At 50.7% G+C, this 22,649-nt stretch carries 30 protein-coding genes; 29 read left to right on the top strand and 1 reads right to left on the bottom strand.

Going from position 1 to position 22,649, the window contains the following annotated elements:
• Positions 1 to 6 precede the first annotated feature (6 nt).
• From DTO96_RS11870 to DTO96_RS13050, 5 genes are all read left to right on the top strand, one after another.
• Complete coding sequence (locus DTO96_RS11870) at positions 7 to 1,182, top strand: phage tail sheath subtilisin-like domain-containing protein (protein WP_114563696.1); 1,176 nt, start codon at positions 7 to 9, stop codon at positions 1,180 to 1,182.
• The gene (locus DTO96_RS11865) at positions 1,179 to 1,691 is read left to right on the top strand and encodes a phage major tail tube protein (RefSeq protein WP_114563695.1); all 513 of its coding nucleotides are present in this window, start codon (positions 1,179 to 1,181) and stop codon (positions 1,689 to 1,691) included. The genes DTO96_RS11870 and DTO96_RS11865 overlap by 4 nt, the downstream gene beginning before the upstream one ends.
• A 62-nt stretch (positions 1,692 to 1,753) precedes the next feature.
• On the top strand, positions 1,754 to 2,029 hold the full coding sequence (locus DTO96_RS11860) for a hypothetical protein (protein ID WP_114563694.1): 276 nt from the start codon (positions 1,754 to 1,756) through the stop codon (positions 2,027 to 2,029).
• Positions 2,026 to 2,307, top strand: coding sequence for a phage tail assembly protein (locus DTO96_RS11855; RefSeq protein WP_114563693.1), 282 nt, complete (start codon positions 2,026 to 2,028; stop codon positions 2,305 to 2,307). The genes DTO96_RS11860 and DTO96_RS11855 overlap by 4 nt, the downstream gene beginning before the upstream one ends.
• Positions 2,308 to 2,318: 11 nt before the next feature.
• A complete protein-coding gene (locus DTO96_RS13050) occupies positions 2,319 to 2,444 on the top strand; it encodes a hypothetical protein (protein WP_264080573.1) in 126 nt (41 codons plus the stop codon).
• Between the two features lie 19 nt (positions 2,445 to 2,463).
• Here the strand turns inward: DTO96_RS13050 and DTO96_RS11850 are convergent, their stop codons facing one another.
• On the bottom strand, positions 2,464 to 2,682 hold the full coding sequence (locus DTO96_RS11850; RefSeq protein WP_114563692.1) for a hypothetical protein: 219 nt from the start codon (positions 2,680 to 2,682) through the stop codon (positions 2,464 to 2,466).
• Between DTO96_RS11850 and DTO96_RS11845 the strand changes: the two genes are divergently transcribed.
• The 24 genes from DTO96_RS11845 (at position 2,681) to secF (ending at position 22,605) form a co-directional block, all read left to right on the top strand.
• On the top strand, positions 2,681 to 5,692 hold the full coding sequence (locus DTO96_RS11845) for a phage tail tape measure protein (RefSeq protein WP_114563691.1): 3,012 nt from the start codon (positions 2,681 to 2,683) through the stop codon (positions 5,690 to 5,692). The genes DTO96_RS11850 and DTO96_RS11845 overlap by 2 nt on opposite strands.
• Entirely contained in the window at positions 5,689 to 6,237 is a 549-nt protein-coding gene (locus DTO96_RS11840; RefSeq protein ID WP_114563690.1) for a phage tail protein, read from the top strand. The genes DTO96_RS11845 and DTO96_RS11840 overlap by 4 nt, the downstream gene beginning before the upstream one ends.
• A complete protein-coding gene (locus tag DTO96_RS11835; RefSeq protein WP_114563689.1) occupies positions 6,237 to 6,464 on the top strand; it encodes a tail protein X in 228 nt (75 codons plus the stop codon). The genes DTO96_RS11840 and DTO96_RS11835 overlap by 1 nt, the downstream gene beginning before the upstream one ends.
• Positions 6,461 to 7,471, top strand: a complete 1,011-nt coding sequence (locus DTO96_RS11830; protein WP_114563688.1) for a phage late control D family protein — start codon at positions 6,461 to 6,463, stop codon at positions 7,469 to 7,471. The genes DTO96_RS11835 and DTO96_RS11830 overlap by 4 nt, the downstream gene beginning before the upstream one ends.
• An 86-nt stretch (positions 7,472 to 7,557) precedes the next feature.
• Positions 7,558 to 7,908 carry a GPW/gp25 family protein gene (locus DTO96_RS11825; RefSeq protein WP_225972510.1) on the top strand — a complete coding sequence of 117 codons (351 nt, stop codon included), beginning with the start codon at positions 7,558 to 7,560 and terminating at the stop codon, positions 7,906 to 7,908.
• Positions 7,905 to 8,843 carry a baseplate assembly protein gene (locus DTO96_RS11820; protein WP_114563687.1) on the top strand — a complete coding sequence of 313 codons (939 nt, stop codon included), beginning with the start codon at positions 7,905 to 7,907 and terminating at the stop codon, positions 8,841 to 8,843. The genes DTO96_RS11825 and DTO96_RS11820 overlap by 4 nt, the downstream gene beginning before the upstream one ends.
• Positions 8,840 to 9,466, top strand: coding sequence for a phage tail protein I (locus DTO96_RS11815; protein WP_114563686.1), 627 nt, complete (start codon positions 8,840 to 8,842; stop codon positions 9,464 to 9,466). Before DTO96_RS11820 ends, DTO96_RS11815 begins: the two co-directional genes overlap by 4 nt.
• Entirely contained in the window at positions 9,466 to 9,747 is a 282-nt protein-coding gene (locus tag DTO96_RS11810) for a hypothetical protein (RefSeq protein WP_114563685.1), read from the top strand. The genes DTO96_RS11815 and DTO96_RS11810 overlap by 1 nt, the downstream gene beginning before the upstream one ends.
• Positions 9,748 to 9,759: 12 nt before the next feature.
• On the top strand, positions 9,760 to 10,515 hold the full coding sequence (locus DTO96_RS11805) for a hypothetical protein (protein WP_114563684.1): 756 nt from the start codon (positions 9,760 to 9,762) through the stop codon (positions 10,513 to 10,515).
• Positions 10,516 to 10,527: 12 nt separating this feature from the next.
• Positions 10,528 to 10,986, top strand: coding sequence for a hypothetical protein (locus DTO96_RS11800; protein ID WP_114563683.1), 459 nt, complete (start codon positions 10,528 to 10,530; stop codon positions 10,984 to 10,986).
• 30 nt (positions 10,987 to 11,016) lie between these two features.
• Positions 11,017 to 11,346, top strand: coding sequence for a hypothetical protein (locus DTO96_RS11795; protein ID WP_114563682.1), 330 nt, complete (start codon positions 11,017 to 11,019; stop codon positions 11,344 to 11,346).
• Entirely contained in the window at positions 11,339 to 11,896 is a 558-nt protein-coding gene (locus DTO96_RS11790) for a hypothetical protein (RefSeq protein ID WP_114563681.1), read from the top strand. The genes DTO96_RS11795 and DTO96_RS11790 overlap by 8 nt, the downstream gene beginning before the upstream one ends.
• 2 nt (positions 11,897 to 11,898) lie before the next feature.
• The gene (locus DTO96_RS11785; RefSeq protein WP_114563680.1) at positions 11,899 to 12,501 is read left to right on the top strand and encodes a hypothetical protein; all 603 of its coding nucleotides are present in this window, start codon (positions 11,899 to 11,901) and stop codon (positions 12,499 to 12,501) included.
• A 3-nt stretch (positions 12,502 to 12,504) separates the two neighbouring features.
• Positions 12,505 to 13,275 (top strand): hypothetical protein, encoded by a 771-nt coding sequence (locus DTO96_RS11780; RefSeq protein ID WP_114563679.1) that lies wholly within the window; start codon positions 12,505 to 12,507, stop codon positions 13,273 to 13,275.
• 17 nt (positions 13,276 to 13,292) lie between these two features.
• The gene (locus DTO96_RS11775; protein WP_114563678.1) at positions 13,293 to 13,664 is read left to right on the top strand and encodes a hypothetical protein; all 372 of its coding nucleotides are present in this window, start codon (positions 13,293 to 13,295) and stop codon (positions 13,662 to 13,664) included.
• Positions 13,661 to 14,035 carry a hypothetical protein gene (locus DTO96_RS11770; RefSeq protein WP_114563677.1) on the top strand — a complete coding sequence of 125 codons (375 nt, stop codon included), beginning with the start codon at positions 13,661 to 13,663 and terminating at the stop codon, positions 14,033 to 14,035. The genes DTO96_RS11775 and DTO96_RS11770 overlap by 4 nt, the downstream gene beginning before the upstream one ends.
• A complete protein-coding gene (locus DTO96_RS11765) occupies positions 14,032 to 14,526 on the top strand; it encodes a glycoside hydrolase family 108 protein (protein ID WP_114563676.1) in 495 nt (164 codons plus the stop codon). Before DTO96_RS11770 ends, DTO96_RS11765 begins: the two co-directional genes overlap by 4 nt.
• Before the next feature lie 156 nt (positions 14,527 to 14,682).
• Positions 14,683 to 15,477 carry a DNA adenine methylase gene (locus DTO96_RS11760; protein ID WP_114563675.1) on the top strand — a complete coding sequence of 265 codons (795 nt, stop codon included), beginning with the start codon at positions 14,683 to 14,685 and terminating at the stop codon, positions 15,475 to 15,477.
• Between the two features lie 333 nt (positions 15,478 to 15,810).
• Complete coding sequence (gene dusA / locus DTO96_RS11755) at positions 15,811 to 16,818, top strand: tRNA dihydrouridine(20/20a) synthase DusA (protein ID WP_114563674.1); 1,008 nt, start codon at positions 15,811 to 15,813, stop codon at positions 16,816 to 16,818.
• Positions 16,819 to 16,881: 63 nt separating this feature from the next.
• Entirely contained in the window at positions 16,882 to 17,994 is a 1,113-nt protein-coding gene (queA, locus tag DTO96_RS11750) for a tRNA preQ1(34) S-adenosylmethionine ribosyltransferase-isomerase QueA (protein WP_114563673.1), read from the top strand.
• On the top strand, positions 17,991 to 19,109 hold the full coding sequence (tgt, locus tag DTO96_RS11745) for a tRNA guanosine(34) transglycosylase Tgt (RefSeq protein WP_114563672.1): 1,119 nt from the start codon (positions 17,991 to 17,993) through the stop codon (positions 19,107 to 19,109). The genes queA and tgt overlap by 4 nt, the downstream gene beginning before the upstream one ends.
• Before the next feature lie 111 nt (positions 19,110 to 19,220).
• Positions 19,221 to 19,544, top strand: coding sequence for a preprotein translocase subunit YajC (yajC, locus tag DTO96_RS11740; RefSeq protein ID WP_114563671.1), 324 nt, complete (start codon positions 19,221 to 19,223; stop codon positions 19,542 to 19,544).
• A 198-nt stretch (positions 19,545 to 19,742) separates the two neighbouring features.
• Positions 19,743 to 21,611 (top strand): protein translocase subunit SecD, encoded by a 1,869-nt coding sequence (gene secD / locus DTO96_RS11735; RefSeq protein WP_114564048.1) that lies wholly within the window; start codon positions 19,743 to 19,745, stop codon positions 21,609 to 21,611.
• A gap of 25 nt (positions 21,612 to 21,636) precedes the next feature.
• Positions 21,637 to 22,605 carry a protein translocase subunit SecF gene (gene secF, locus DTO96_RS11730; protein ID WP_114563670.1) on the top strand — a complete coding sequence of 323 codons (969 nt, stop codon included), beginning with the start codon at positions 21,637 to 21,639 and terminating at the stop codon, positions 22,603 to 22,605.
• Positions 22,606 to 22,649: the final 44 nt, after the last annotated feature.

Here is a 22,649-nt window from a genome sequence, read left to right as displayed (position 1 = left end):
TATCTGATGTCAACAGAAGAATTTTTACACGGGATTGAGGTCGTGCAGCTCAATGACGGCATCCGCCCGATTAAGACGCGCCGTTCTGCCGTCATCGGGGTGATTGGCACCGCCCCAGGTGCTGACAATGCCGTTTTTCCACTTAACGTGCCCGTGTTGGTTTTGGCTGACCGAGTTAAAGCCGCCAAATTGGGCTTGACGGGGACACTGCCTCTGGCCATGAAAGGCATCTTTGATCAGGTTGGCGCTGTTGTGGTGGTGCTGCGCGTTGCTGCGTCAGATGATGTGGGCACAGCCTTGGCCAATGTGATTGGCGGGGTGTCGACCACCACGGGTAAGCGCACAGGGCTGCCGGCCTTTTTTGAATCGCAAGCGCGGTTGGGTGTGTCGCCCAAGATTTTGATCGCCCCAGGCTTCACGCAAAATAAGGCCATTGTCGATTATATGGCGGTGATCGCCAACCGATTGCGCGCCATGGTCATCAAAGATGGTCCATCAACCACCGATTCGGCGGCCATTGCCGCGCGCAATCAGTACGGATCAAAACGCGTCGTGATGTACGACCCCGATATTTACAGTTTTGACACCGTCATCGGCGGTGACATTTCTTCGCCGTCGTCTGCGCACATTGCAGGCGCGTGGGCGCGCAATGACGCCGAACGTGGTTTTCATTTCAGCCCGTCAAACTTTGAGGTGTTTGGCATCACGGGTTTTGATCGCTCAATTGACTATCAATTTGGCGAGCGCGATTGTTCTGCAAACTTTCTCAACTCAAATTGTGTCAACACGATCATTAAAGACCAAGGCAATCGCTTATGGGGCAACAGTACGTGCTCAGGCGATCCTCTTTGGCAGCCCATTAAACGGGTTCGCGTTTCCGACATGATCAATGAATCAATCCAGTACGCGCATAAATGGGCAGTCGATCAAAACGTCACGAAAAACTTTGTGGAAGCCGTGGTCGAGGGTGTGAATTTATACCTGCGTCACCTGTCATCCCCACATGTTGGCGTATTGATGCCGGGTGCCAAGTGCTGGGCGGATAAGTATTACAACACCTACGATCAATTGGCGCAAGGCAATGTGCGTTTTGACTTTGATTGGTGCGAGCCTGCAACGGCCGAACACATCACCATGGCCAGCCATTGGAATGGCACTTTACTTGAGGAGGCATTTGCATGAGCCGTAATATTTTAACTGGTTTTTCGGTCTTCGTTGAGGGGCGTGGTCATGCAGGGGACATCAGTAAGATTGATTTGCCTGATTTTGCGCTGAAAGTCGAAGAGTTTTCTGCGGGCGGATTCACGGGGTCAATTGAGGTGTTGATGGGCCGGCTTGAAAAAGCCATGGAAATCGAAATGACTTACAACACCTACACGCCCGACATCATGAAGCAGGTCGGGCACAAGCCCAGCGTCAGCTTTGCTTACAAAATCAAGGGGATGTACGTCAAGCAGGACGGCACCGCAGCCAAGCGTGAGATCACGGTTCGCGCCTTTGCCAAAAATGTTAAAGAAGAGCCGTGGGAGCCCAATAAAAAGGTCAGCATGACGACCAAGTTGTCAGTGCTCTACTACCGTGATGAATGGGACGGTCAGGTGCTGTATGAGGTTGATCCAGAGGCCGCTATCTTGATCGTTGACGGTGTGGACTACGGCTCAACATTCCGTGACGTTTTGGGTTTGTCTTAATCCGTTTTGGTTCTCGGTTTTATTTTTAATATTTTTAATGTTTTGTTTTTAAAGGAAATAACATGGCTCAGCCAACAGTTAATTTAGATCAGCACACTTATGTGTGCACAGCAGAATGCATCTACCGCGACCAACCATTTGGGGTTGGCGATGAGCTCAAAATGAGCGAGCGCGAAGCGGGTTTTTTGGTCAGCAAGGGTAAATTTGCACTGAAAACGGAATCCGCAGCGGTGGAGGCGGTGGTAACGGAGGCCTCGTTGTCGGCGGCCTCAGAAAGCACTGCTTCGTTGTCCACGGCAATGCCTGTTAAGTCAAGCGGTAAGGAGGTGACCAAATGATGACCTCAACCCAAGCAGCCGTTGTACTGGCCCTTGATTACCCCGTTAATGTGGGCGGGCTGAGCTACACCGAAGTGACGGTGCGTCGTCCAAAGGGGCGTGACAGCATCATCGCCAGCAAAGCCCCAGGAAATGACATCGAGCAGGCTTTTTTTATGTTGGCCAATCTGTGTGAGGTCACGCCTGAAGTGATTGCTGAAATGGATGACGCTGACATCATGCGCATCAATGAGGTTTTGGTCGGTTTTAAGAAACAGCCCTCGACGAAGTCAGCTTAAGGCGCGTGGTCTTGACAGTTGCGACGCAAACGGGCTGGTCAAGGGAGTCTTTGCTTGACATGCCCGTCTCCGAGTTGATGGATCATTACGATGATTTATTTGAGTTGGGTCTGTTGGAGCGCAAAAGCTCGTCCTGAGGGGGATAAAAAGCCGCGATTATTTTGCGGCTTTTTTACTTGAATTGGCGAAGACGTTGAGGGCCAGCACAATCAAACCGCCTAAAGGTGTGGCGATGATGGCAAAAACGGGCAGTGTGAGAAAGCAAAGAAAGGCCGCACCGACCCAAGAATTGGCGGTGAAGTGCAGGCAGCCTGCAAACCACATGGTCAATAACAAGCCCATGGTGGCGTAAATATCGAATCGAGAATTATCCATGAGTAAAACTTTAGCGTTGGGTGTTGTTTTAGGGGCCACGTTATCGGGCACATTTAGCGGTGTTGTTGGTTCTGCCAAAAACACACTGAACTCACTGGGCTCAACGGTCAAACTGTTGGAGCGCGATTTCAAATCGCTCAAAAAAGAGCAGGTCGCGTTTGATAAAGGCAGCTTTGCAGGCCCTGTCAGACAGATAGCCAATTATAAACAATTGTCGGTCGCTTTGCTTGACGCAAAAAAAAACAGTGAGGCACTGACCAAATCGCTGCGAGCACACCAAGAAGCCAAGGTCTACCGCCAGAGCATCGTCAATGATGTGCGCAAAACCGCCATGACGGGGGCGGCGGTGGCTGCGCCCGTCATTGGGTCGGTCAAGGCCTTTATGGACCAAGAAGAAGCCAGTACAAACATGAAAATGGCCTATATGAAGGCGGGCGGTGGCGTCTCTGAGGCTTTTGAAGGCATCCGATTGAAGGCCCTTGAGCTGGGCAATGCCCTGCCTGGCACGACGACCGATTTTATGAACCTTGGGCGCGTGCTCAAAGAGCAGGGGCTTGCCGATGATGTTATTAAAAATGGCGCGCTGGAATCTGCCGCGAAGTTAAATGTATTGCTGGGCACAAGCCAGGAATTTGGCGGTGAGTTTATTGCTAAGTTGATGGAGGCGCGCGGCATCAATGACAAAGAGTTGGGCGCTGCGGCCGATTTGGTGCAGCGGGCACGATATGCCTTTGGCATGAAGCCGCAAGATATGATGGATAGCATGAGGTATGACGCCCCCATCGCCAATGTGCTCAACATCGCGGGCTTGGACAAAACCAAAGAAATGCTCGCTTTACAGGGCATGGGGGCGACCAAAGGGCTTGAGGGGGCACAGTGGGGTACTAATTTACGCGCATTGATGCAGCGCATGGGTGAGGGTGTCGATGGCGTGAAAACGGCAACCAAGGGCAACAAAGCCGTCGCGCGCGGCCAAATGGAGGAGTCGGGCGTTGATTTTCAGTTTTATGACAAAAACGGGAAATACAAAGGCCCAGAGGCCATGGTCGCTGAACTTGAAAAGCTCAAAATCATTAAAGACAAGTTGGGCGAAAAAGCAGCAATCAACGTTGCTGGCGAAGTGTTTGGCACGGAGGCCGCAGGTGCGGCCATGATCATCGCTGAAAAAGGGACAAAAGGCCTGGCTGAAAACAAGCAAAGAATGGATGAGCAGGCCAGCATGCAAGAGCGCATGGCTGAGCAGAGTAAATCGCTCAAAACCATTTGGGAGAGCTTAACAGGCACGGCGCTCAATTTGGCGGCTTCTTTGGGGTCGGTTTTTGGCGATGATTTAAAAGAGGGCTTTAAGTCAGCGAATGATTTTGTCGGTAATACACTGATGCCTTGGGTCTCTGCAAACAAAGGTTTGATTAAGTCGGTTGTATCGATCGGGGCTGGTTTTTTGGGAATGAAGATGGCAATGGGTGGTGTCAAGTTGATCTTTAGTTCCACGGTGGGTGAGGGTATTCGGTTTTTTAGTACGGTAAAGGACGGGTACAAGGTATTTAAATCCTTGAGCGATGTTAATAAATTGATGGGCAAGAGCAAGTGGTTTACTTTTTTTCAGGCGCTTAAAGTACCGACGGGCTTGCTGGACTTTGGCCAAAGCCTTGGCTCTGGTATTAAAAAATGGGGCGGCAAGGGTTTGGACTGGGCGCAGGTAATCAGTCTCAAATCATACCAAAGTGCTAAAAATAAGCTTGGTAGTGGGTTTGACTGGGTAAAAGCAAGTGGCCTCAAATCGTACCAAACGGCAAAAAATGGTTTGGGCAAAGGGCTGGCTTTGGGTAAGTCATTTGGGCTCAAAGGTTTTAATTTTGCAAAAACGTTGGGACTTAAAGCCGTCAATGTGGGTAAGTTTTTGGTGTTTAAAGGGGCTTCGGGTTTGATGTCGGGGTTGCGCTTGGCGGGGCGGGGTTTGGGCGCAGTGACGCAGCTTGGTGGATCTTTGGCTCGCGTGATGGGTGGTGCGTTGTTTCGCGGTTTGGGTTTGGCTGGGCGTGCGGTGATGTTTTTGGGGCGCGCCCTGCTGATGAATCCGATCGGCCTTGCGGTGATGGTGATTGCAGGTGGTGCGTATTTGATTTGGCGAAATTGGAGCAAAATCAAGCCGTGGTTTTTGAATTTGTGGTCATCGATTAAATCAAATATGGCTTCAGCATGGGAGGGTATCAAGGCGGTTTGGTCGAACGTTGGGGCGTTTTTCTCGGGCAAAGTGGCGCAAATCAAATCGTTTTTTTCAAATTTACCTTCAGCATTTGCTGAGTTTGGGCGCAACATCATTCAGGGCTTGATTGACGGCGTGTCGCAGAAGTGGGAGGCGCTAAAGTCAAAGTTTAGCGAGCTGGCAGGTATGGTGACGGGGACGGTTAAAGGTGGGTTTGGTATTAACTCACCTTCAAAAGTGTTTGCAAAAATTGGCGGCGGTGTGATGTCGGGTTTGGGGCTTGGCGTTGCTCGCAACGTACCGCCCATGCTTCGCCAGATGGGGGGTGTGGCGCGTTCAGTTGCGGCGGCTTTTGCGCCAAAATTAGCGGGCATTGTGTTGCCTGGCCTGGTGCAGCCCAACGCCCATACGGTGACCAGAGGGCCTTTATTCGCTCGTGGCTATTTTCCGATCCACGATGCGGTTGCGTCGCCGTTAAAAATGCTCGGTTCAATGTTGCAAAAATTGCCTTTGTTTGGCCAATTTGGCCGTGATTTGGCTGCGGTTTTGCCCAAGCCTGTGATGGTGCAAGCTGCGGTGGCTGTTCCCCCTGCGCGCGTGGTGCGGCGAAGCAATGAGCCAAGCGTGGCTAGGCGTTCAGAAGCGGCTGCAGGCCATGCTGTCAATCCTGCGGGGGATGTACATCACTGGCACATCACGCAGCAGGCAGGGGAGTCCAGCGAGGCGCTGGTGCAAAAAATCATGCGTGCGATTGAGGTTAAAACAACAGCGAAAAAACGCAGCTATTTGGGAGACATTGGATGACACAATATTGGGACTGGATTGAGGCGGCGGCCGATGGTGCTGGATATGGCGGCCTGTACGATTCTTCGGCGAATGTGTTGGCCAAATTGGGCATTGGGTCGGGCCATGTGTTGCTGAGGCTTGGGGATTTTTCATTCACCGTCACCGCCGCGGTACATCAAGAGCTGTCACGCCAGACGGATTTTGATTGGCAAGTGCAGCGGCGATTGATGCGCGCGCCTGCGCGTCAATTTGTGGGCATGGGTGATGATGCTTTTACGTTGCCGGGTGTGATTTACCCTGAGTACATGGGTGGCGTGGCGCAAATGGACAAGATTCGGGCGATGGGCAGGGATGGCGTACCTTATTTGTTGGTCAATGGGATGGGGCAAGTGCTGGGTGAGTTTTGTATTTTGTCCGTCTCGGAAACTCATACGGCATTTGATGCGTTTGGGCGACCGAAAAAGATTGACTTTAGCATCAGCATCGCCGCCTACGGTAATGATTACGGTGATAGCGATTTAACCGAGGTGGATGTGGTGGATTTGTTGAAAGGGTTGTTTTAATGGCTTACACGTACCGAACAAAAGAGGGGGATGTGCTGGATGTGCTGTGCGCCAAGGTCTATCGCCGCGATGACATGATTGAGGCTGTTGTTTTGGCCAACCCGCATGTGTTGGATTATCCCGCGATTTTGCCGCGCGGGATTGATTTGGTTTTTCCCGATGCACCTGTCGCTACGGCGGTGAGTCCATCATCAGTTGCGCGCGGTGGATTGTGGGGTGATGTATGAAACCTATTGTTGAAATCAAGGTCAATGGATCGCCCGCGTCGGCGTTGTTCAATGATCGCATTTTATCAGTTGACGTGACCGATGAGGCGGGCATCCATGCGGACTCGTGCACATTGACGCTGGACAATCGGGACCACATGCTGGATGAGCCGCCCGCAGATGTGGAGCTTGAGGTGTTTATGGGTTATGCGGGGCAGCCCCTACAACGCATGGGCTTGTTTAGCGTGGATGAGGATAGCCTGTCGGGCGGCGGTACCATGACGGTGTCGGGCAAAAGTGCCGATATGGTCAAAACACTCAAGTCCCAGCGCAATCAAAGTTGGAAAAAAACCGAGCTCGGTAAAATTTTGACCGAAATTGCCGAGCGCAACGGTCTGAAGCCGGCCATTGCAGAAAAATTTAAAAAAATTGTCATTGAGCAATTGGATCAATCGTTTGAGTCTGACCTGACCCTCATGACCCGACTGGCGGATCAATACGGGGCGTTGGCGAAGCCTGCCAGCGGCTATTTGGTGTTTGTTGAGCGGGGAGCGTCGGTGAGCGCGACGGGTGAGCCGTTGACCGTGATCGATGTGGATGTGGTCGCGAACTCGGTACAGCCCGATTGGTCGTACACAAAGCAGCGCCGCGAGGTGTACGCCAGCGTGGTGGCCTACTGGTCAGATAAAAAAAACGCCAAGCAGCAGGAGGTCAAAGTGGGCAATGGTGATCCAGTGTATCGGATTAAAAAGCCATTTAAAAACCATGCTGAGGCGCAAGCGGCTGCGCAGGCCAAATATGATGTGCGTCTGCTGGGGCAGTATGAACTGAGCTTTGAGATGGTCGCAGACTTACGCATGATGGCTGAATCACCGATCAATGCCAGCGGTTTTCCCGCCCGTGTCAACGGCCTCTGGGTCGTTAAAAGTGTATCCACGTCGTTTAGCGACTCTGGTTTTAGCCAAAAAGTGAAGGCCTGTCGCAAGACCGATTTTGACGCCAAAGAATCAGACGAGTCATCGTCATGACAGGCATGCGATCCCTCAGAGGTCAATGCAAAGCCCGCGCAAAATAGCGGCAGGACTTTTTGAGCCATGCCCATCATAATCGCCCCATGATGATGGATAAATACACAGGGCGCGCCCTCACTCCTTTGCGGCACTTGAGTCAATCGATTGTGGTCATTTTGACCACGCCCATTGGCTCGCGTGTCATGCGCCGTGACTTTGGCTCTATGTTGCCGCGGCTGGTTGACCGACCTGTCAATTTGCGTTTTCGCACGGATGTGTACTACGCCGTTGCGGAAGCCCTGAAACGCTGGGAACCTCGCGTTAAAGTCAAAAGCGTGGCTTTGCGCTTGATCTCCGACGGTAAGGTGCGCATTGATTTGTGGTTGGATGTGTTGCTCAGCAGTGGTCGGCGCGTGCCGTTTACGCTTGATTTTGAGCTGGGGCGCGCCGCATGACGTACACCCTCACCACGAGCACCGCCTCCACGCTGGCAGCTGTCGATTTGTCCAAACTTGCCATGCCTGATTTACTCAAAGTGGGCAGTTACGAGGATGTATTGGCGGAAATGATCGCTGGTGTCAATGCATTTTTTATCAAAAAAACGGGCGAAACATACATTGTGCACGAGGCCGATCCAGTTTATGTCGCGGTGGAAGCGATGGCGTACCGTCGATGGCTCGACCTGCAAAATTATGCCAGCCAGACCCGTCAAAACCTGCTGGCTTACGCGGTAGGGGCTATGCTGGACCACATCGGTGCGCACCCTCGGGTGCAAACGGCTCGACTGGTTATTGTCCCTGCTGATTTGAGGACGGCGCCTGTCACACCTGCAGTTATGGAGTCTGATGACGATTATCGCTTACGCCTGACACTGCGCGTCGAGGGCTATACCACAGCAGGCAGCGCGGGATCTTATTTGTATCATGCCCTGTCAGTTAGCGGCAATATTCGTGACGCGTCGGTTTACAGTCCAAGTCGCACGGGTGATGTGCGTTTGACGGTTTTGACTCGAGATAACAACGGCGTGGCCTCGCCAAGCCTGTGCGCGGCAGTTGAGGCTTATTTATCAATCGATACCTTACGCCCCATTGGGGATGTGGTCAGCTGCTCGCCTGCGACTGTCGTTGAGTATCAGGTTGCGGTGGATTTGACCATTTACAAAGGTGGGGACAAGATCGCGGTTAGGGCTGCGGCATTGGCGGCGTTGGCTGCGTACACAGAGGCTCATTTTAAGTTGGAGCATGACATCACTGTCAGCGGCTTGATTGCGGCCGCGCACGTGTATGGGGTGCAAAAAACAGACCTTATTTTTACTGACATTGAGTGTGGGGTGACCCAAGCGGCGCGCTGTACGGGGATTGCAGTGTCGATTGTGGGAGAGGATTTATGACGACGGCTCGCGACCTTTTGATGCGGCCCGAGCGCACTTTGCACACGCTGCTGCCGAGTGGGTCATCAACCCTCGAAAAAGCAATGGTAGATGCTTATGATGCGCAGCCGTTGCCGCGCATCATCCCAACCCTTTATGACGCTGATGCTTGCCCTGTTGAGCTGCTTGAGCATTTGGCTTATGCGCTCAATGTGGATGTGTGGGATACAAACTGGGATGAGGCGCGCAAGCGCGCGGTGCTGCGCACAACAGAAAACGTGCAGGCGCACAAAGGCACGCCACATGCAGTGGTCAATATGTTGGCGGCTCTGGGGTATCCAGGGGCAAAATTATACGAGCGCGTGTGCGGTCGCAAAATTGGCGATCAATCGATCATCGGCAGTGATCCTGTCAAAACGCGCTGGTTTTTGGGCGATGAGTGGGCCACTTTTGGCGTTGAGTTAGCGTATCCACTTGCGCCGCGCATGGTGTCTCGTGTGGTTTCGGCGATTAACGCTACAAAACGCGCCAGCCAACACCTTGTGCGCATTTGGTATCGCAGCCCTTTGCACATCGGCCAGTCTTGGCAGGTGGGCGATGGTCATTTAATCAATCAAGATGATTTAACGCTGGAGTTGAGCTGATGGTTTTAGGTATAGCAATTGAGCAGGTGAGCGCACCATCATTCGTTGATTTCATTGATGGCGTTAAAAATGGAGAGTCTCCTTCAGAGGGGGTGCTCAACCGACCAACGCGCCAACTTGCAGAGCGCACGGAATATTTAAAAGAGCAGGTTGAGCTTTTGGGTGGCATCATCGAAGATCTCAATGGTCAGCAGTACAGTGACATCACCCGCAGTTTGGTCGCAACATTGATGTCGTTTTGCACCACCAACCGATTGATTTTAATTAATTTTCATTTTTAGAATAGGATTGATATGTCCACAATAGATCAATTGTTGACTCAGGCGATTGAGGCACAGAACAACTTGACAGCGGTGGTCGCTACAAAAATGGCCAGCATTAATGCCTCGGTCGCTGCGGCCATTGCAGCGGTGCCCGCGCTTGAAAAAACTTGCTTCCTCGATGAAATTGCAGGGTCGGATACAAATGATGGGCTGACGGCTGGCACCGCATTCGCAACTATGACCAAATGCGCCACCTTGTCCCAGATCGGCGGCATTTTGACGATTAAAATTGTTGGCGACTACACGCTTAAAGCCCCAGAGGTCACATTTAAAAAAAACAGTGTAACGTTTATCACGTCGGCGGCACGTAAAACTGATGGCAGCATCTACAGCCTAAATCTGGCTTTGTTTGATGATGGTGTCACCGCTGGATCAAAAGTGGTCAGCAGCCTTGCGTCGTTGCATGGGTACAACTCGATCAGCACAGATCAGCTCAATGTCGTGTTTCCGCTTAATCCCACAAACGCCCCGATCACTCAGCCCGAATTTTTACGAGTCCGCGGGCTCGGAGATCTGTCTATCCGATCTAATATTTTTTCAGGTGCAATCACTTCTGCGGGTCGCGTGGGCTGCTGGATGAAGTCGCGCGGTCAGGGGCGTGTTGAGTTGTATCTCTACTCGACGACATACACGTCAGATATGGCTGGCCGCTGGCTCAATGGCATGGCTGCGGCTGCGGATCCCAAGTCATACACCGACGTGTTGACAAACTTAACATCACTCTAAGGCGTTAAAAAAATGAAACTCTACACAATCCAGCATGATGGCAAAATTTTTGCCAATTTCACCCGCCTTGAGCTGGTGCAGGCGGGCATTGCTGAACAAGTCATTGATGCCGATGACATTGCCGATTTTAAAACAGAAATCGATGTCGCGGCAGAAAAGACGTACGCGGTTGCCTCTCGTTTTGGCGATGAGTATAAGGCCAAAGCTGCGGCCGCTTTGGCGTTTAAAGACGCGGGCTACAAAGGCACTCCTGCGAATCAAGTCAGTGATTTTGCCGTTGCGGCGGGTTTGAGCGTTGAGGATGCGGCCAATGTGATTTTGGCTCAATCAGATCAATTCAATGCAGCCTTAAATGAGGTGTCGCGACTGCGCATGCAAAAATTTACGCTTGGAAGCTTGAGTGTGGTGGCGGCGCAGGTAAAAACAGCAGACCTCTGTGCTCAAATTGCGATGATTGGTTCTCAATTGTAAGCCAATTACAGACAAACATCGAGCCAAACCATGCTTAAACAGCCCAATACTCCTGTTTTGTACACCGGATTGCCAATAGCCCTCGCCTATCAGTTCGCTTCAGCCGTAGGCGGACTCCCTGTGGATATGTCAAATTGCACGGGTATTGAGCTGTGGGCGGCCAGTGGTGCGCACGTCCGTCAATTTGATGTGCGTGCAGTCAATGCGGAGCAGGGGCTTTTTACGGCCATTATTACGGATACCTCAAGCCTCCCCGCGGGCTGTTATGTGGTTCAGGGGCGATACATTGACAGCTCGGGGCGGCACGTTCCCACCGTGAAAGCGTCGATCACCTTAGAAAAAGGACTTTGGGATGTCTGATCCAGCCTGCTGTAGTGCTCTTTTAACTTTTGTGCCAACAGCGCAGCTTGTTGCGGCCCAGCAAAATAATACTACTTCAGCTGAGCTGCACGCGCAGGCGGCTGCAAGGCTGGGTTTTGTGAGTAAAGACAGCACTGTGGTGTTGAGCCTTGTGCCTTTTTTGAGGGGTGAAAAAGGTGAGGCTGGTGGCGTAAAGACTGCTGTTGCATCGCACGCTCTGTCAGGTCATGTTGCTGCCGTGTATGCCGCCAATGGGTCGGTTGCTGAGATTGATCTGATGGATTCAGCGCACGCTCACTCATTGGCTGGTATCACATTAAATGCCTCATCCGTTGGGGGCGTGGTTGAGTTGATTGAGGCGGGCTATTTGACCCACAACGGGTGGGATTTTCAAGCGGGGAAGCCTGTTTTTATTGGCATTGGCGGGGTTTTGACGCAAACACCAGTTTACCCCCCTGCCGCCATCTGGCGTAGGCGGATTGGCACTGCGTTGAGTGCTGAGACTTTGGCGGTTGATTTTCAGTCCGCCTTATTTTACGGAGAGTTTTAATTATGGGTACGCAAAGCACCACAAAGTTTATCAAGGACATTTTAGGCCAGCAAACCGAAGAGGCTGCGTTAACAACGAGCGCGGGTTCGATAGATGCGCAGAAACTTGTTGCGCTCGGAGCGGGTGGTTTTTTAGACCCGTCCATTTTGAATGCAAAAGTCGTCAGTTCGGGCGCGACGGACGCTAGTAAAGTTGTATTGCTTGACCCTTCCGGAAAAATTGACCTCACCGTTTTACCCGTGGGCGTCGGTGCGGATGTGGGTAGCATCATTGCCAGCGAGGCCTTGGCGGCGGGTGATTTTGTCAATGTTTGGAACAGCGGCGGTGCAAAAGTGCGCAAGGCTGATGCAACGGTGGCAGGCAAAGAGGCTCATGGATTTGTCCTATCGTCTTGCGCCAGCGGGTCTTCAGCGTCGGTTTATTTTGAGGGCACCAACACGGCAGTGACAGGGCAAACAGCGGGCAAAGTCTTTTTATCGACAACGGCTGGCTTGGCAGCGAGTGCCGCTCCAGCGTCGTCAGGCAACTTGGTGCAAGTCATCGGATTTGCGACATCGGCGTCGTCCATTAATTTTCAAAGCGGACCAACGCTGGTTAAGGCTTAACCTATGTCCGTGCGCATTCCGCTCGTTGATGTTAGCGGGCAGACTCAAGAGTTATCAGCCTTTGACGTCATTGAGGTGCCGATGTTGTTGCCAGTCGTTTATGCGCAGCCTGTGGCGGGTAGCGCGACGGTGACGGTCTCGGGCTGTACGGTGACGGCCGTTGGGACGGCCACTGCTGCGAGCCTTTCTGCAGCCAGTGAGCACACATCCATTCGGCGGATTGATTACCTCGTGACCACAGCGGCCACCAATGCCATTGCCAGCGTGCGCACCACAACAGCACAGTGTTTTCGTGGCGCGGGGACGGTGGGTGGATTTGATTTTAGCGTGATTGCAAGCGTCGCAACGGGTGCGTCAACAAGCACAACGCGTGGCTTTTTTGGTTTGACCAACGCCACGGCGGCCTTGACCGATGTTAACCCGTCCACGCTGGTCAATATGATTGGTGTGGGCTGGGATGCGGGCGATGCCAATCTCAGCGTCATGAGCAATGCGGGCTTGGTGGCCGCGGCAAAGGTCGGGCTTGGCGCGGCGTTTCCAAGGCCGTCGGTTGATCGAGCCGATGCGTATAAAGTCCGTTTGTTTTGCGTGGCTGGCGCTGCAGGCATCAGCTACGAGGTGACCAATTTAACCAGCATGACGGCGGTGACGGGCACATTGACCGCCAACATCCCAGTAGCAAGCACCACATTATCCGTCAATAGTTATGTGAGCGTGGGCGGGACATCAAGCGTGATTGGGCTGATGTTTGGTGGGTTTGTTTTAAAACATTGATATGGATAGGGGGAGCCATGCTCGAAAAAGAAGTAGCAGCAAGCGCGGCGGCCGCTGCCGCAACGTTGTCAAGCGTTATGTTGTCATGGGTCGGTGTTGATCACAAGAGTCTTTTTTTTGGTTTTGTGGGGGCTTTTATTACTTATGCGCTGCGGGAGACCTCCGAGCACAGTAGGCTCAAGTCAGTTCTTTTTATTTTTTCATCGGCCTTTTTTGGGGGCGTGTTTGGCATGGCTTTTGGCGATGGGGCTCAGCCACCTGCGGCAATGACTTTGTATTTGTGCGTGGTTGGCGGTTCTGGGACGGCAATCATTTTAACTGCGGGCACCACAAAATCGGCAATTTTAAAAAAGATTCGTGACGTTTTAAGCAATGGAGGTGGGCAATGATCATCACATTTGAAAGCTTGGCATGGGCGGTTGTGTGCGCTTTTGTCATCTCGGCGTGCATTTGTCGTGTGCGCTCGCTGAGCATGATGCGCGGTGCGCACTGGATTGTACTGCATACGCTACTCGCTGTGGCGGCCGCGCATGTGCAGCTTGAGCTGTTGTTTAGCCCAATGGGTGCGCCCTTGAGTTTGATGGTGATTGTGGTCTTATCTGTGTTGTATTTGGTCGTAAGCCTTAAAAAAACAAGGGCGCGGCTGGCCAGCATGGTGTCGTATTTTGGCATGTTTTGCAACGTCGAAGCCTTATTTGTTGTGATGTCGTTGCTGTTTGGTTTTTTTGCAATTTATCTTGCCTTGAAAGGGTATAAATGAGCAAGTTTGATGAGTTTTTTGAGCGGTTGATTGGCCACGAGGGCGGTTATGTCAATGATTCGCGGGATCCGGGTGGTGAGACTAACTGGGGCGTGACGAAGCGAACTGCCTTGGCGCACGGCTATAACGGATCAATGCGCCAACTGTCGCGCGATCAAGCCAAGGACATTTATTACAAAGCATTTTGGCTGCGCGCCAGCGCGGATAAATACGATGAATCGATTGGTTTTCAATTGTTTGATGCGGCGGTCAATCATGGTATTGGCAATGCGATCCGAATGTTGCAACGCGCGGTTGGCGTGGTGGATGATGGGTCGATTGGGGCTTTGACGTTGGCAGCGATTGCGTCAAAAGATCGAAACGATGTGCTTCTAGCGTTTAATGCAGAACGACTGGTTTTTTACACTAATCTAAGCACTTTTACAACGTTTGGCAAAGGTTGGGTGCGTCGTGTGGCTGCAAACATGACGTACGCGGCGACTGACAACTAACAATTAATTATTAAACAGAGGTGGTGCAGTGTTGTTGTAGCAACACTGCACCAATCTCCCTCGTGATTTACGCACAAGCTCGAACGAAGCCCCTGATCCCACATGCAGGACGGGCATTATCGTCGAGTCATTTACTTTTGTAAAGGCAAAAATCACATGCAAGCACAACCGATCATCCCGTGGATGGGTGGCAAACGCCGCCTCGCCGATGTTTTATTGTCCCGATTCCCAGCGCACAACTGCTATGTTGAGCTGTTCGCGGGCGGCGCAGCCCTGTATTTTATGCGGCAAATGCCTGCTAAAGTCGAGGTTATTAACGATGTTAACGGCGATGTTGTCAATTTATACCGAGTTGTACAAAACCACCTCGAAGAGTTTGTCAGGCAGTTCAAATATTCTATTTCAAGCCGCCAAATTTTTGAATGGCTCAAAGAAACCCCATCGCGCACGTTAACCGACATTCAGCGCGCCGCGCGGTTTTTCTACCTGCAATCCCACTGCTTTGGCGCAAAAGTGGACGGCCAGCATTGGGGCTTCGCCCCGTCCGCGCCGCCTGTTAATTTGCTGCGCATCGAAGAAAAGCTTTCGGCCGCGCATTTGCGGCTGTGCACCACATACATTGAAAATGATGACTGGTCAAAAGTGTTTAAGCGTTTCGACCGCCCCGATACCCTGTTTTATTTCGACCCGCCCTACTGGGAAACCGAGGGGTATGGCGTGGATTTTGCGTGGGACGAGTACGTCAAAATCGCTGAAGCGATGAAAACCATGCAAGGCAAAGGCATCGTCAGCCACAAAGACCATCCCGCCATTCGCGAACTGTTTGCAGGATTTGAAATTGAAGAAGTGCCGTTTGAATACTGCTTGCCAAGTGGTGATAAAACTCAAAAAGTCACAGAGTTGATTATTTACTCGTGGGATCGCTCGAAAGAGCCTGTGGGGTTGTTTTAATGCGCCTGCATGCCGCTTAATTGACTTTGGTTTAGTAGCTCGCTACAATGATGCTTCTTTAAGTGGTTTTGGGTTTTATGTAATTACTAAGGGCTTTGGGGTGTTTTTTGGGGTTTATTGATTAATGTGGTTTAAATAACACCTTTAAAATCATCTGCTTAATTTGTTTTTATTTAACCAATATCGCCTACCAAATTTATACAAAGCCCCGAATGTCTGACATTTGGGGCTTTGTTGCGTTTACATCCAATTTTCATCATTTAAACATTGCTAAGCATTGCAAAGGCGTGTGTTCTTCTTTGCGATGTGCATGCTTGCATACGGGCTTTTGTCATGAACGTTTTACCTGTTGCTGCTTTTCAAGCATCCACGCCGCTTGCTGTTGCACGCCGTTTTTCTGTTGCGCCGATGCTGGATTGGACAGATCGGCATTGCCGTTATTTTCACCGTGTGCTCAGTAAAAACGCTTTGTTGTACACCGAAATGGTCAATGTGAATGCCATCATTCACGGCGATACGGTGCGTCATTTGGATTTTGATGTAAGTGAGCATCCACTTGCATTGCAAGTCGGCGGCAGTGATGTGGATGCGCTGGCGAAGTGTGCCAAGATCGCGGAAGGCTGGGGCTACGATGAAATCAACATCAATTGTGGCTGCCCATCGGAGCGCGTACAAAGCGGTTCGTTTGGTGCGTGCTTGATGAATGAGCCTGCTTTGGTGGCGGATGGTGTCAAAGCGATGCGGGATGCGTGTGGCATTGATGTGACGGTGAAGCATCGGATTGGTTTGGACAAACATGAAGACTATGGGTTTGTCCGTGATTTTGTGGGTGCGGTCAGCGAGGCGGGTTGCACGACGTTTATTGTGCATGCACGTAATGCATGGTTGAAGGGTTTGTCGCCGAAAGAGAATCGCGATATTCCGCCGTTGCGTTATGAGGTGGTGCATCAGTTGAAACGCGATTTTCCGCAGTTGAATATTTTAATCAATGGCGGCATCGCTGATTTTGAGACCATTGCAGAACAGTTGCAGCATGTCGATGGTGTGATGGTCGGGCGGCAGGCGTATCACGATCCGTATTGGCTGGCGAAAGTGGACGCGCAGGTGTTTGGTGTGGCTTCTGAGCCGCCCAGCCGTCGAGCGATTTTGGATCAGTTGATGGTGTACGCCGAAGCGCAGATGAGCCAGGGCGTGCCTTTGCGCAATATGGCGCGCCATTGGTTGAATTTATATCATGGTGTGGCGGGTGCGCGTGCATGGCGGCGTAATCTGTCGGATGCAAAATTGTTGAATACGCAGGATGTGCGTGTGTTGTTGATGGATGTGCCGTACGAGGCATAACCATTCACTTTATTTGCTTTGTTTTTTCTCAATGTTTTAAATATAAAAAAGGTCGATTTTTATATGTCTCAAAGTGGTCAAAATCCTTTAAATGCGTTTTCCACAGCTTTGCCCGATGATTGGGCAAAGTTGACGCTGGCGCATTTTAATTATGAATTGCCTGATGCGTTGATTGCGCAGATGCCTGCTGCCGAGCGCAGCGCGAGCCGTTTGTTGATGGTGAGTGACGGTGAATTGGCGGATGGGCATTTCAGCGACATCATCGCCCATTTGCATCAAGGCGATGTGTTGGTCATGAACAACACCAAAGTCATCAAGGCGCGGTTGTTTGGGCAAAAAGCCAGTGGTGGTAAGGTTGAGGTGATGCTGGATCGCATCACGGCGAGCAATGAATGCATTGCGCAAATTCGTGCGTCAAAAACGCCTGCGATTGGCTCGGCATTGAACATCAATGGTGCATTTCATTTCACGGTGCTGGCGAAAAATGATCGTTTTTATCAATTGCGCAGCGATGCGCCGTTGCTTGAGATGTTGGATGCGCACGGGCATTTGCCCTTGCCACCATACATCGATCACGCGGCGGATGATTTTGATGAAACGCGTTATCAAACGGTGTTTGCTGAACATGCGGGTGCGGTGGCTGCGCCGACAGCGGGTCTGCATTTTGATGAGGTCATTTTAAAAGCTTTGCAGGACAAAGGTGTGCGGCTGGCGTATGTGACTTTGCATGTGGGCGCGGGCACGTTTTTGCCTGTTCAAACCGATGACCTTGATGCGCATGTGATGCATCAGGAATGGTTTGAGGTTCCCGAGGAAACCGCCGCGCTCATCAATCAAGCGCGTGCCCAAGGCGGGCGCGTGGTTGCAGTGGGCACCACCAGTTTACGGGCGTTGGAGTCGGCGGCGGCTTTGCAAAATCCTGAACATGAGGCGGCGTGGCAGTTGGCTGCGCAAAGCGCAGACACGCGTTTATTCATCCGTCCACCGTATCGTTTTCGGCTGGTGGACGTGCTGATTACAAATTTTCACTTACCCCAATCGACTTTGCTGATGTTGGTTTCAGCGTTCAGTGGGGTGCACACGATGCGTGGCGCGTATAATCATGCGATTGCCAACGATTACCGATTTTTTAGCTATGGCGATGCCATGTTGCTGACACGACAAGATACTTTATGAGCTTAACTTTTAAATTACACAAAACCAGCGGCAAAGCGCGTCGCGGCACGATGACCCTCAATCATGGTGAAGTGCAAACACCGATTTTTATGCCCGTGGGCACGTATGGTGCGGTCAAAGGCATGAACCCTGACATGCTGGGTGACATTAATGCGCAAATCATTTTGGGCAATACGTTTCATTTGTGGCTTCGCCCTGGTTTGGATGTGATCAAAACCCACGGTGGTTTGCATCAATTCATGAATTGGCACAAACCGATTTTGACCGATTCGGGTGGTTTTCAGGTGTTTTCTCTTGGCGACATGCGCAAAATTTCAGAAGAGGGCGTGATGTTCAGTTCGCCCGTGAATGGCGATAAATTATTCCTCACGCCCGAAGTCTCGATGCAAATTCAAACCGTGTTGAACAGTGACATTGTCATGCAATTCGATGAATGCACACCGTATCCAGCCGATGAAAAAACCGCACGGTTGTCGATGGAAATGTCTTTGCGTTGGGCGAAGCGTTCGATGGATGAGTTCAATGCTCAGGAAAACCCGAATGCCTTGTTTGGCATTGTGCAAGGCGGCATGCATGAGCACCTGCGCGAAGTGTCATTGGCGGGCTTGAATGAATTGGATTTTCATGGCACCGCGATTGGTGGCTTGTCGGTGGGTGAGCCCAAAGAAGAGTTTCACCGCATTTTAGAACACATTGGTCATCAATTGCCAGCAGATAAGCCCCGTTACCTCATGGGGGTGGGTACGCCTGAGGATTTGGTCTATGGCGTTCAGCAGGGCATTGACATGTTTGATTGCGTCATGCCGACGCGCAATGCACGCAATGGTTGGTTGTTCACACGTTTCGGTGATGTGAAAATCAAAAACGCACGTTACAAACAAGACCTCGCACCCATTGATGACACGTGCACGTGTTACGCTTGTCAAAACTTCAGCCGTTCGTATCTGCACCATTTGCATAAAATGAACGAAATGTTGGGGGCGCAGCTCAACACCATCCATAACTTGCATTACTATTTGCAACTCATGCAAGAGCTGCGCGATGGACTGGATAATGATGATTTTGACGAGGTCGTTCGTCTGTTTCATGCCAATCGTGCGCGTGGCATTGCTTAAGTTGATTTTGAGGTGGGGCAACAAGGTTTAGCTGCGGGTTTATGTCTCAATGCATGAAGTGATGCTATAATCAACCGCGTTGTTTTTATTATTTTTATATATGGAGTTACTATGTTTTTTATCACTGATGCACACGCGCAAACAGCAGCTGACATGACATCGGGTGGTGCAATTGCCCAGTTTTTGCCATTCATTTTGATGTTCGTTTTGTTGTATTTTCTGATGATTCGTCCTCAAATGAAACGCCAAAAAGAAACCAAAAACATGCTCGCTGCATTGAAAAAAGGTGACGAAGTGGCTACCATTGGTGGTGTTGTGGGCAAAATCACCAAATCGGATGACAATTTCATCACTTTAGAAGTCTCTAAAGGCGTGGAAATGCAATTCCAACGCGGTGCAGTGCAATCGATTTTGCCAACGGGCTCAATCAAATAAAATCCGTTGTATGCGTAACGGTGTGAGTGACGGTATATGAGGTCGCTCACTCGCGTTGCTCAACAGCCGTTTTAAAATAAACCGCCATTGCCGCACTCGTGGTCATGGCGGTTTGTGGTTTATGAGGGAACAATGGGGTTGCTGAAAAGTCACCTCCTTGGGTTGCCTTAGATGATTAATTTTTACGTGAGTGATGGCATGAACCGTTATCCGTTTTGGAAGTATGCAGTAATTTTAGTGGCGTTGTTGTTCGGGCTGATTTACACCACACCCAATTTTTTTGGTGAAGCACCCGCAGTGCAGGTGTCTGCGGGTAAATCGACCGTAAAAGTGACGCAGCAAATGCAAAGTAAGATTGAGTCGGTGTTGACCGCACAAAATTTAACCAATTCGGGCATTTACTTCACCCAAAATGGCAATGTTGGTTCATTTCGCATTCGTTTTAAAGACACCGATAGCCAACTCAAAGCAAAAGAGGCTTTGAGCGCAGCGCTGAATCCAAATCCGCAAGAGCCTGAATACATCACGGCTTTGAATTTGATGTCCAATTCACCCGATTGGTTGAGTAAGTTGGGCGCACATCCGATGTCGCTTGGCTTGGATTTGCGTGGTGGCGTGCATTTTTTATTGCAAGTGGACATGAATGGCGCGATTCAAAAGCGTTTGGACAGTTTGCAAAATGAGCTGACGGCCTCTTTGAAAGAAAAAAACCTTGTTGTGGCGAACAGCGATAACAAAGACGGTCAGTTGGTTTTGATGTTTGATTCGCCTGAAACAGCGAATACTGCACGCAGTGAGATTTTGCAAAAACACACCGACCTCAATGTGACCGCCAATGCCAACAACCTGAACATCACGATGAATGACGCGGCGATCACAGAGGTTAAAACCAATGCCATCAAGCAAAACATCAGCACTTTGCACAACCGTGTGAATGAGCTGGGTGTGGCCGAGCCGATTGTGCAGCAGCAAGGCACAGATCGCATTGTGGTTGAGTTGCCTGGTGTGCAAGACACGGCGCGTGCCAAGGATTTGATTGGCCGCACCGCCACTTTGCAAATTCGTTTGGCTGAAACGGGCACAGGTTTTAACAATGAAAAATTCAAATATGGCACGGGCGAAGCGGCTGTGAAAAAGCAAGTGGTTGTTTCGGGTGATTCAATCACCAATGCCACTGTGTCGTTCACCCAAGAAAATCAACCTGCAGTGTCAGTGACTTTGGACAGTGCGGGTGGCAAAATCATGCGCCAAGTCACGCATGACAATGTTAAAAAGCCAATGGCGATGATTTTGTTTGAAAAAGGCAAAGGCGAAATCATTTCCCTGTCAACGATTCAAAGTGAGTTTGGCGAAAACTTCCAAATCACAGGTTCAAAATCGGCTGAAGAAGCGAATGATTTGGCGGTCTTGTTGCGTTCAGGCTCATTGGCGGCGCCAATGGACATCATCAATGAACGCACGGTTGGGCCTTCATTGGGCGCGGACAACATTGAAAAAGGCTTCAATTCGTTGTTGTATGGTTTCATCGCGATTTCGATTTTCATGGTCATTTATTACCGCATGTTTGGGATTTTCTCGGTGATTTCCTTGGGTATGAATTTGTTTTTGCTCATCGCCTTGCTGTCTTTGTTGGGTGCGACCATGACGTTGCCGGGGATTGCCGCAATTGCATTGACTTTGGGGATGGCGATTGACTCCAACGTATTGATTAACGAGCGCGTGCGAGAAGAGTTGCGCCATGGCGCCACGCCTGCAAATGCGATTAATTTGGGTTATAAGCATGCATTTGACACCATTTTGGACTCGAACATCACCACGTTGATCGCGGGTTTGGCGTTGTTGATTTTTGGCTCTGGGCCAATTAAAGGTTTTGCCGTGGTGCATTGTTTGGGGATTTTGACCTCGATGTTCTCATCGGTCTTCTTCTCGCGTGGTTTGGTGAATTTCTGGTATGGCCGTCGTCCGCGTCTGGCAAGCATTTCGATTGGTCAAGTGTGGCGTGGCGAAGTGGCGGATGCCATTTCAACTGACGTGACCAGTGGCGTCAAAACGCCTTCTAAAAAATAATTGACATCGGATAAGGGGTCTCAAAATGGAATTTTTCCGATTTAAAAAAGACATTAACTTCATGAAAAATGCGTTGATATTCAACGTGATTTCATTCGCCACTTTTGCTTTGGCGGTATTTTTCTTGTTTCATCGCGGTTTGCATTTCTCCATCGAGTTCACGGGGGGCACGTTGACCGAGGTGCAATACACGCAGGCTGCGAACGTCGATAGCATTCGTGACAGCTTGAGTAAAATTGGTTATGCCGATGCACAAGTGCAAAACTTTGGCAGCCCGCGCGATGTGTTGATTCGCTTGCCAATTAAAGAAGGTGTTGAGAGTAAAACCCAAAGTGAGCAGGTGTTGACCGCATTGCAAGCCCAAGATCCAACGGTTAAACTGCAACGCACGGAATTTGTGGGGCCGCAGATCGGTAAGGAGTTGGCCACCGATGGCGGTAAGGCGTTGTTGTTTGTGATCATTGGCATCGTGTTGTACCTTGCGTTTCGTTTTGAATTCAAATTTGCGCTGGCGGGCATCATTGCGAACTTGCATGACGTGGTGATTATTTTGGGCTTCTTTGCGTTCTTTCAGTGGGAGTTTTCATTGTCGGTACTGGCTGCGGTTTTGGCGATCTTGGGGTATTCGGTGAATGAATCGGTGGTGATTTTTGACCGAATCCGCGAGGTGTTCCGTGATCCCAAAGGCCGTGGCATGAGTGTCCCCGCTGTGATGAATCATGCGATCACATCGACCACCAGCCGAACCATCATCACCCACGGTTGTACGCAGTTGGTGGTGTTGGCGATGTTCTTCTTTGGTGGGCCGACGTTGCATTACTTTGCATTGGCTTTGACCATTGGCATTTGCTTTGGTATTTATTCATCGGTCTTTGTGGCCGCTGCGATTGCCATGTGGCTGGGTGTGACCAGCAAAGATTTGGCGATTCCTGATCATGAGTTGGGACGCGGTGAAATGGATCGACGTGACCCAAATTTTGGTGCACAAATATAGTGTTCAGGCTGGCTGTGATTAAAAAACTGTACATTCGACGATGT

The organism is Ephemeroptericola cinctiostellae (assembly GCF_003339525.1).
Taxonomy (GTDB): Bacteria; Pseudomonadota; Gammaproteobacteria; order Burkholderiales; family Burkholderiaceae; genus Hydromonas; species Hydromonas cinctiostellae.
The sequence above is the reverse complement of the archived record's forward strand: the minus strand, read 5'-3'. Positions and strand labels throughout refer to the sequence as shown.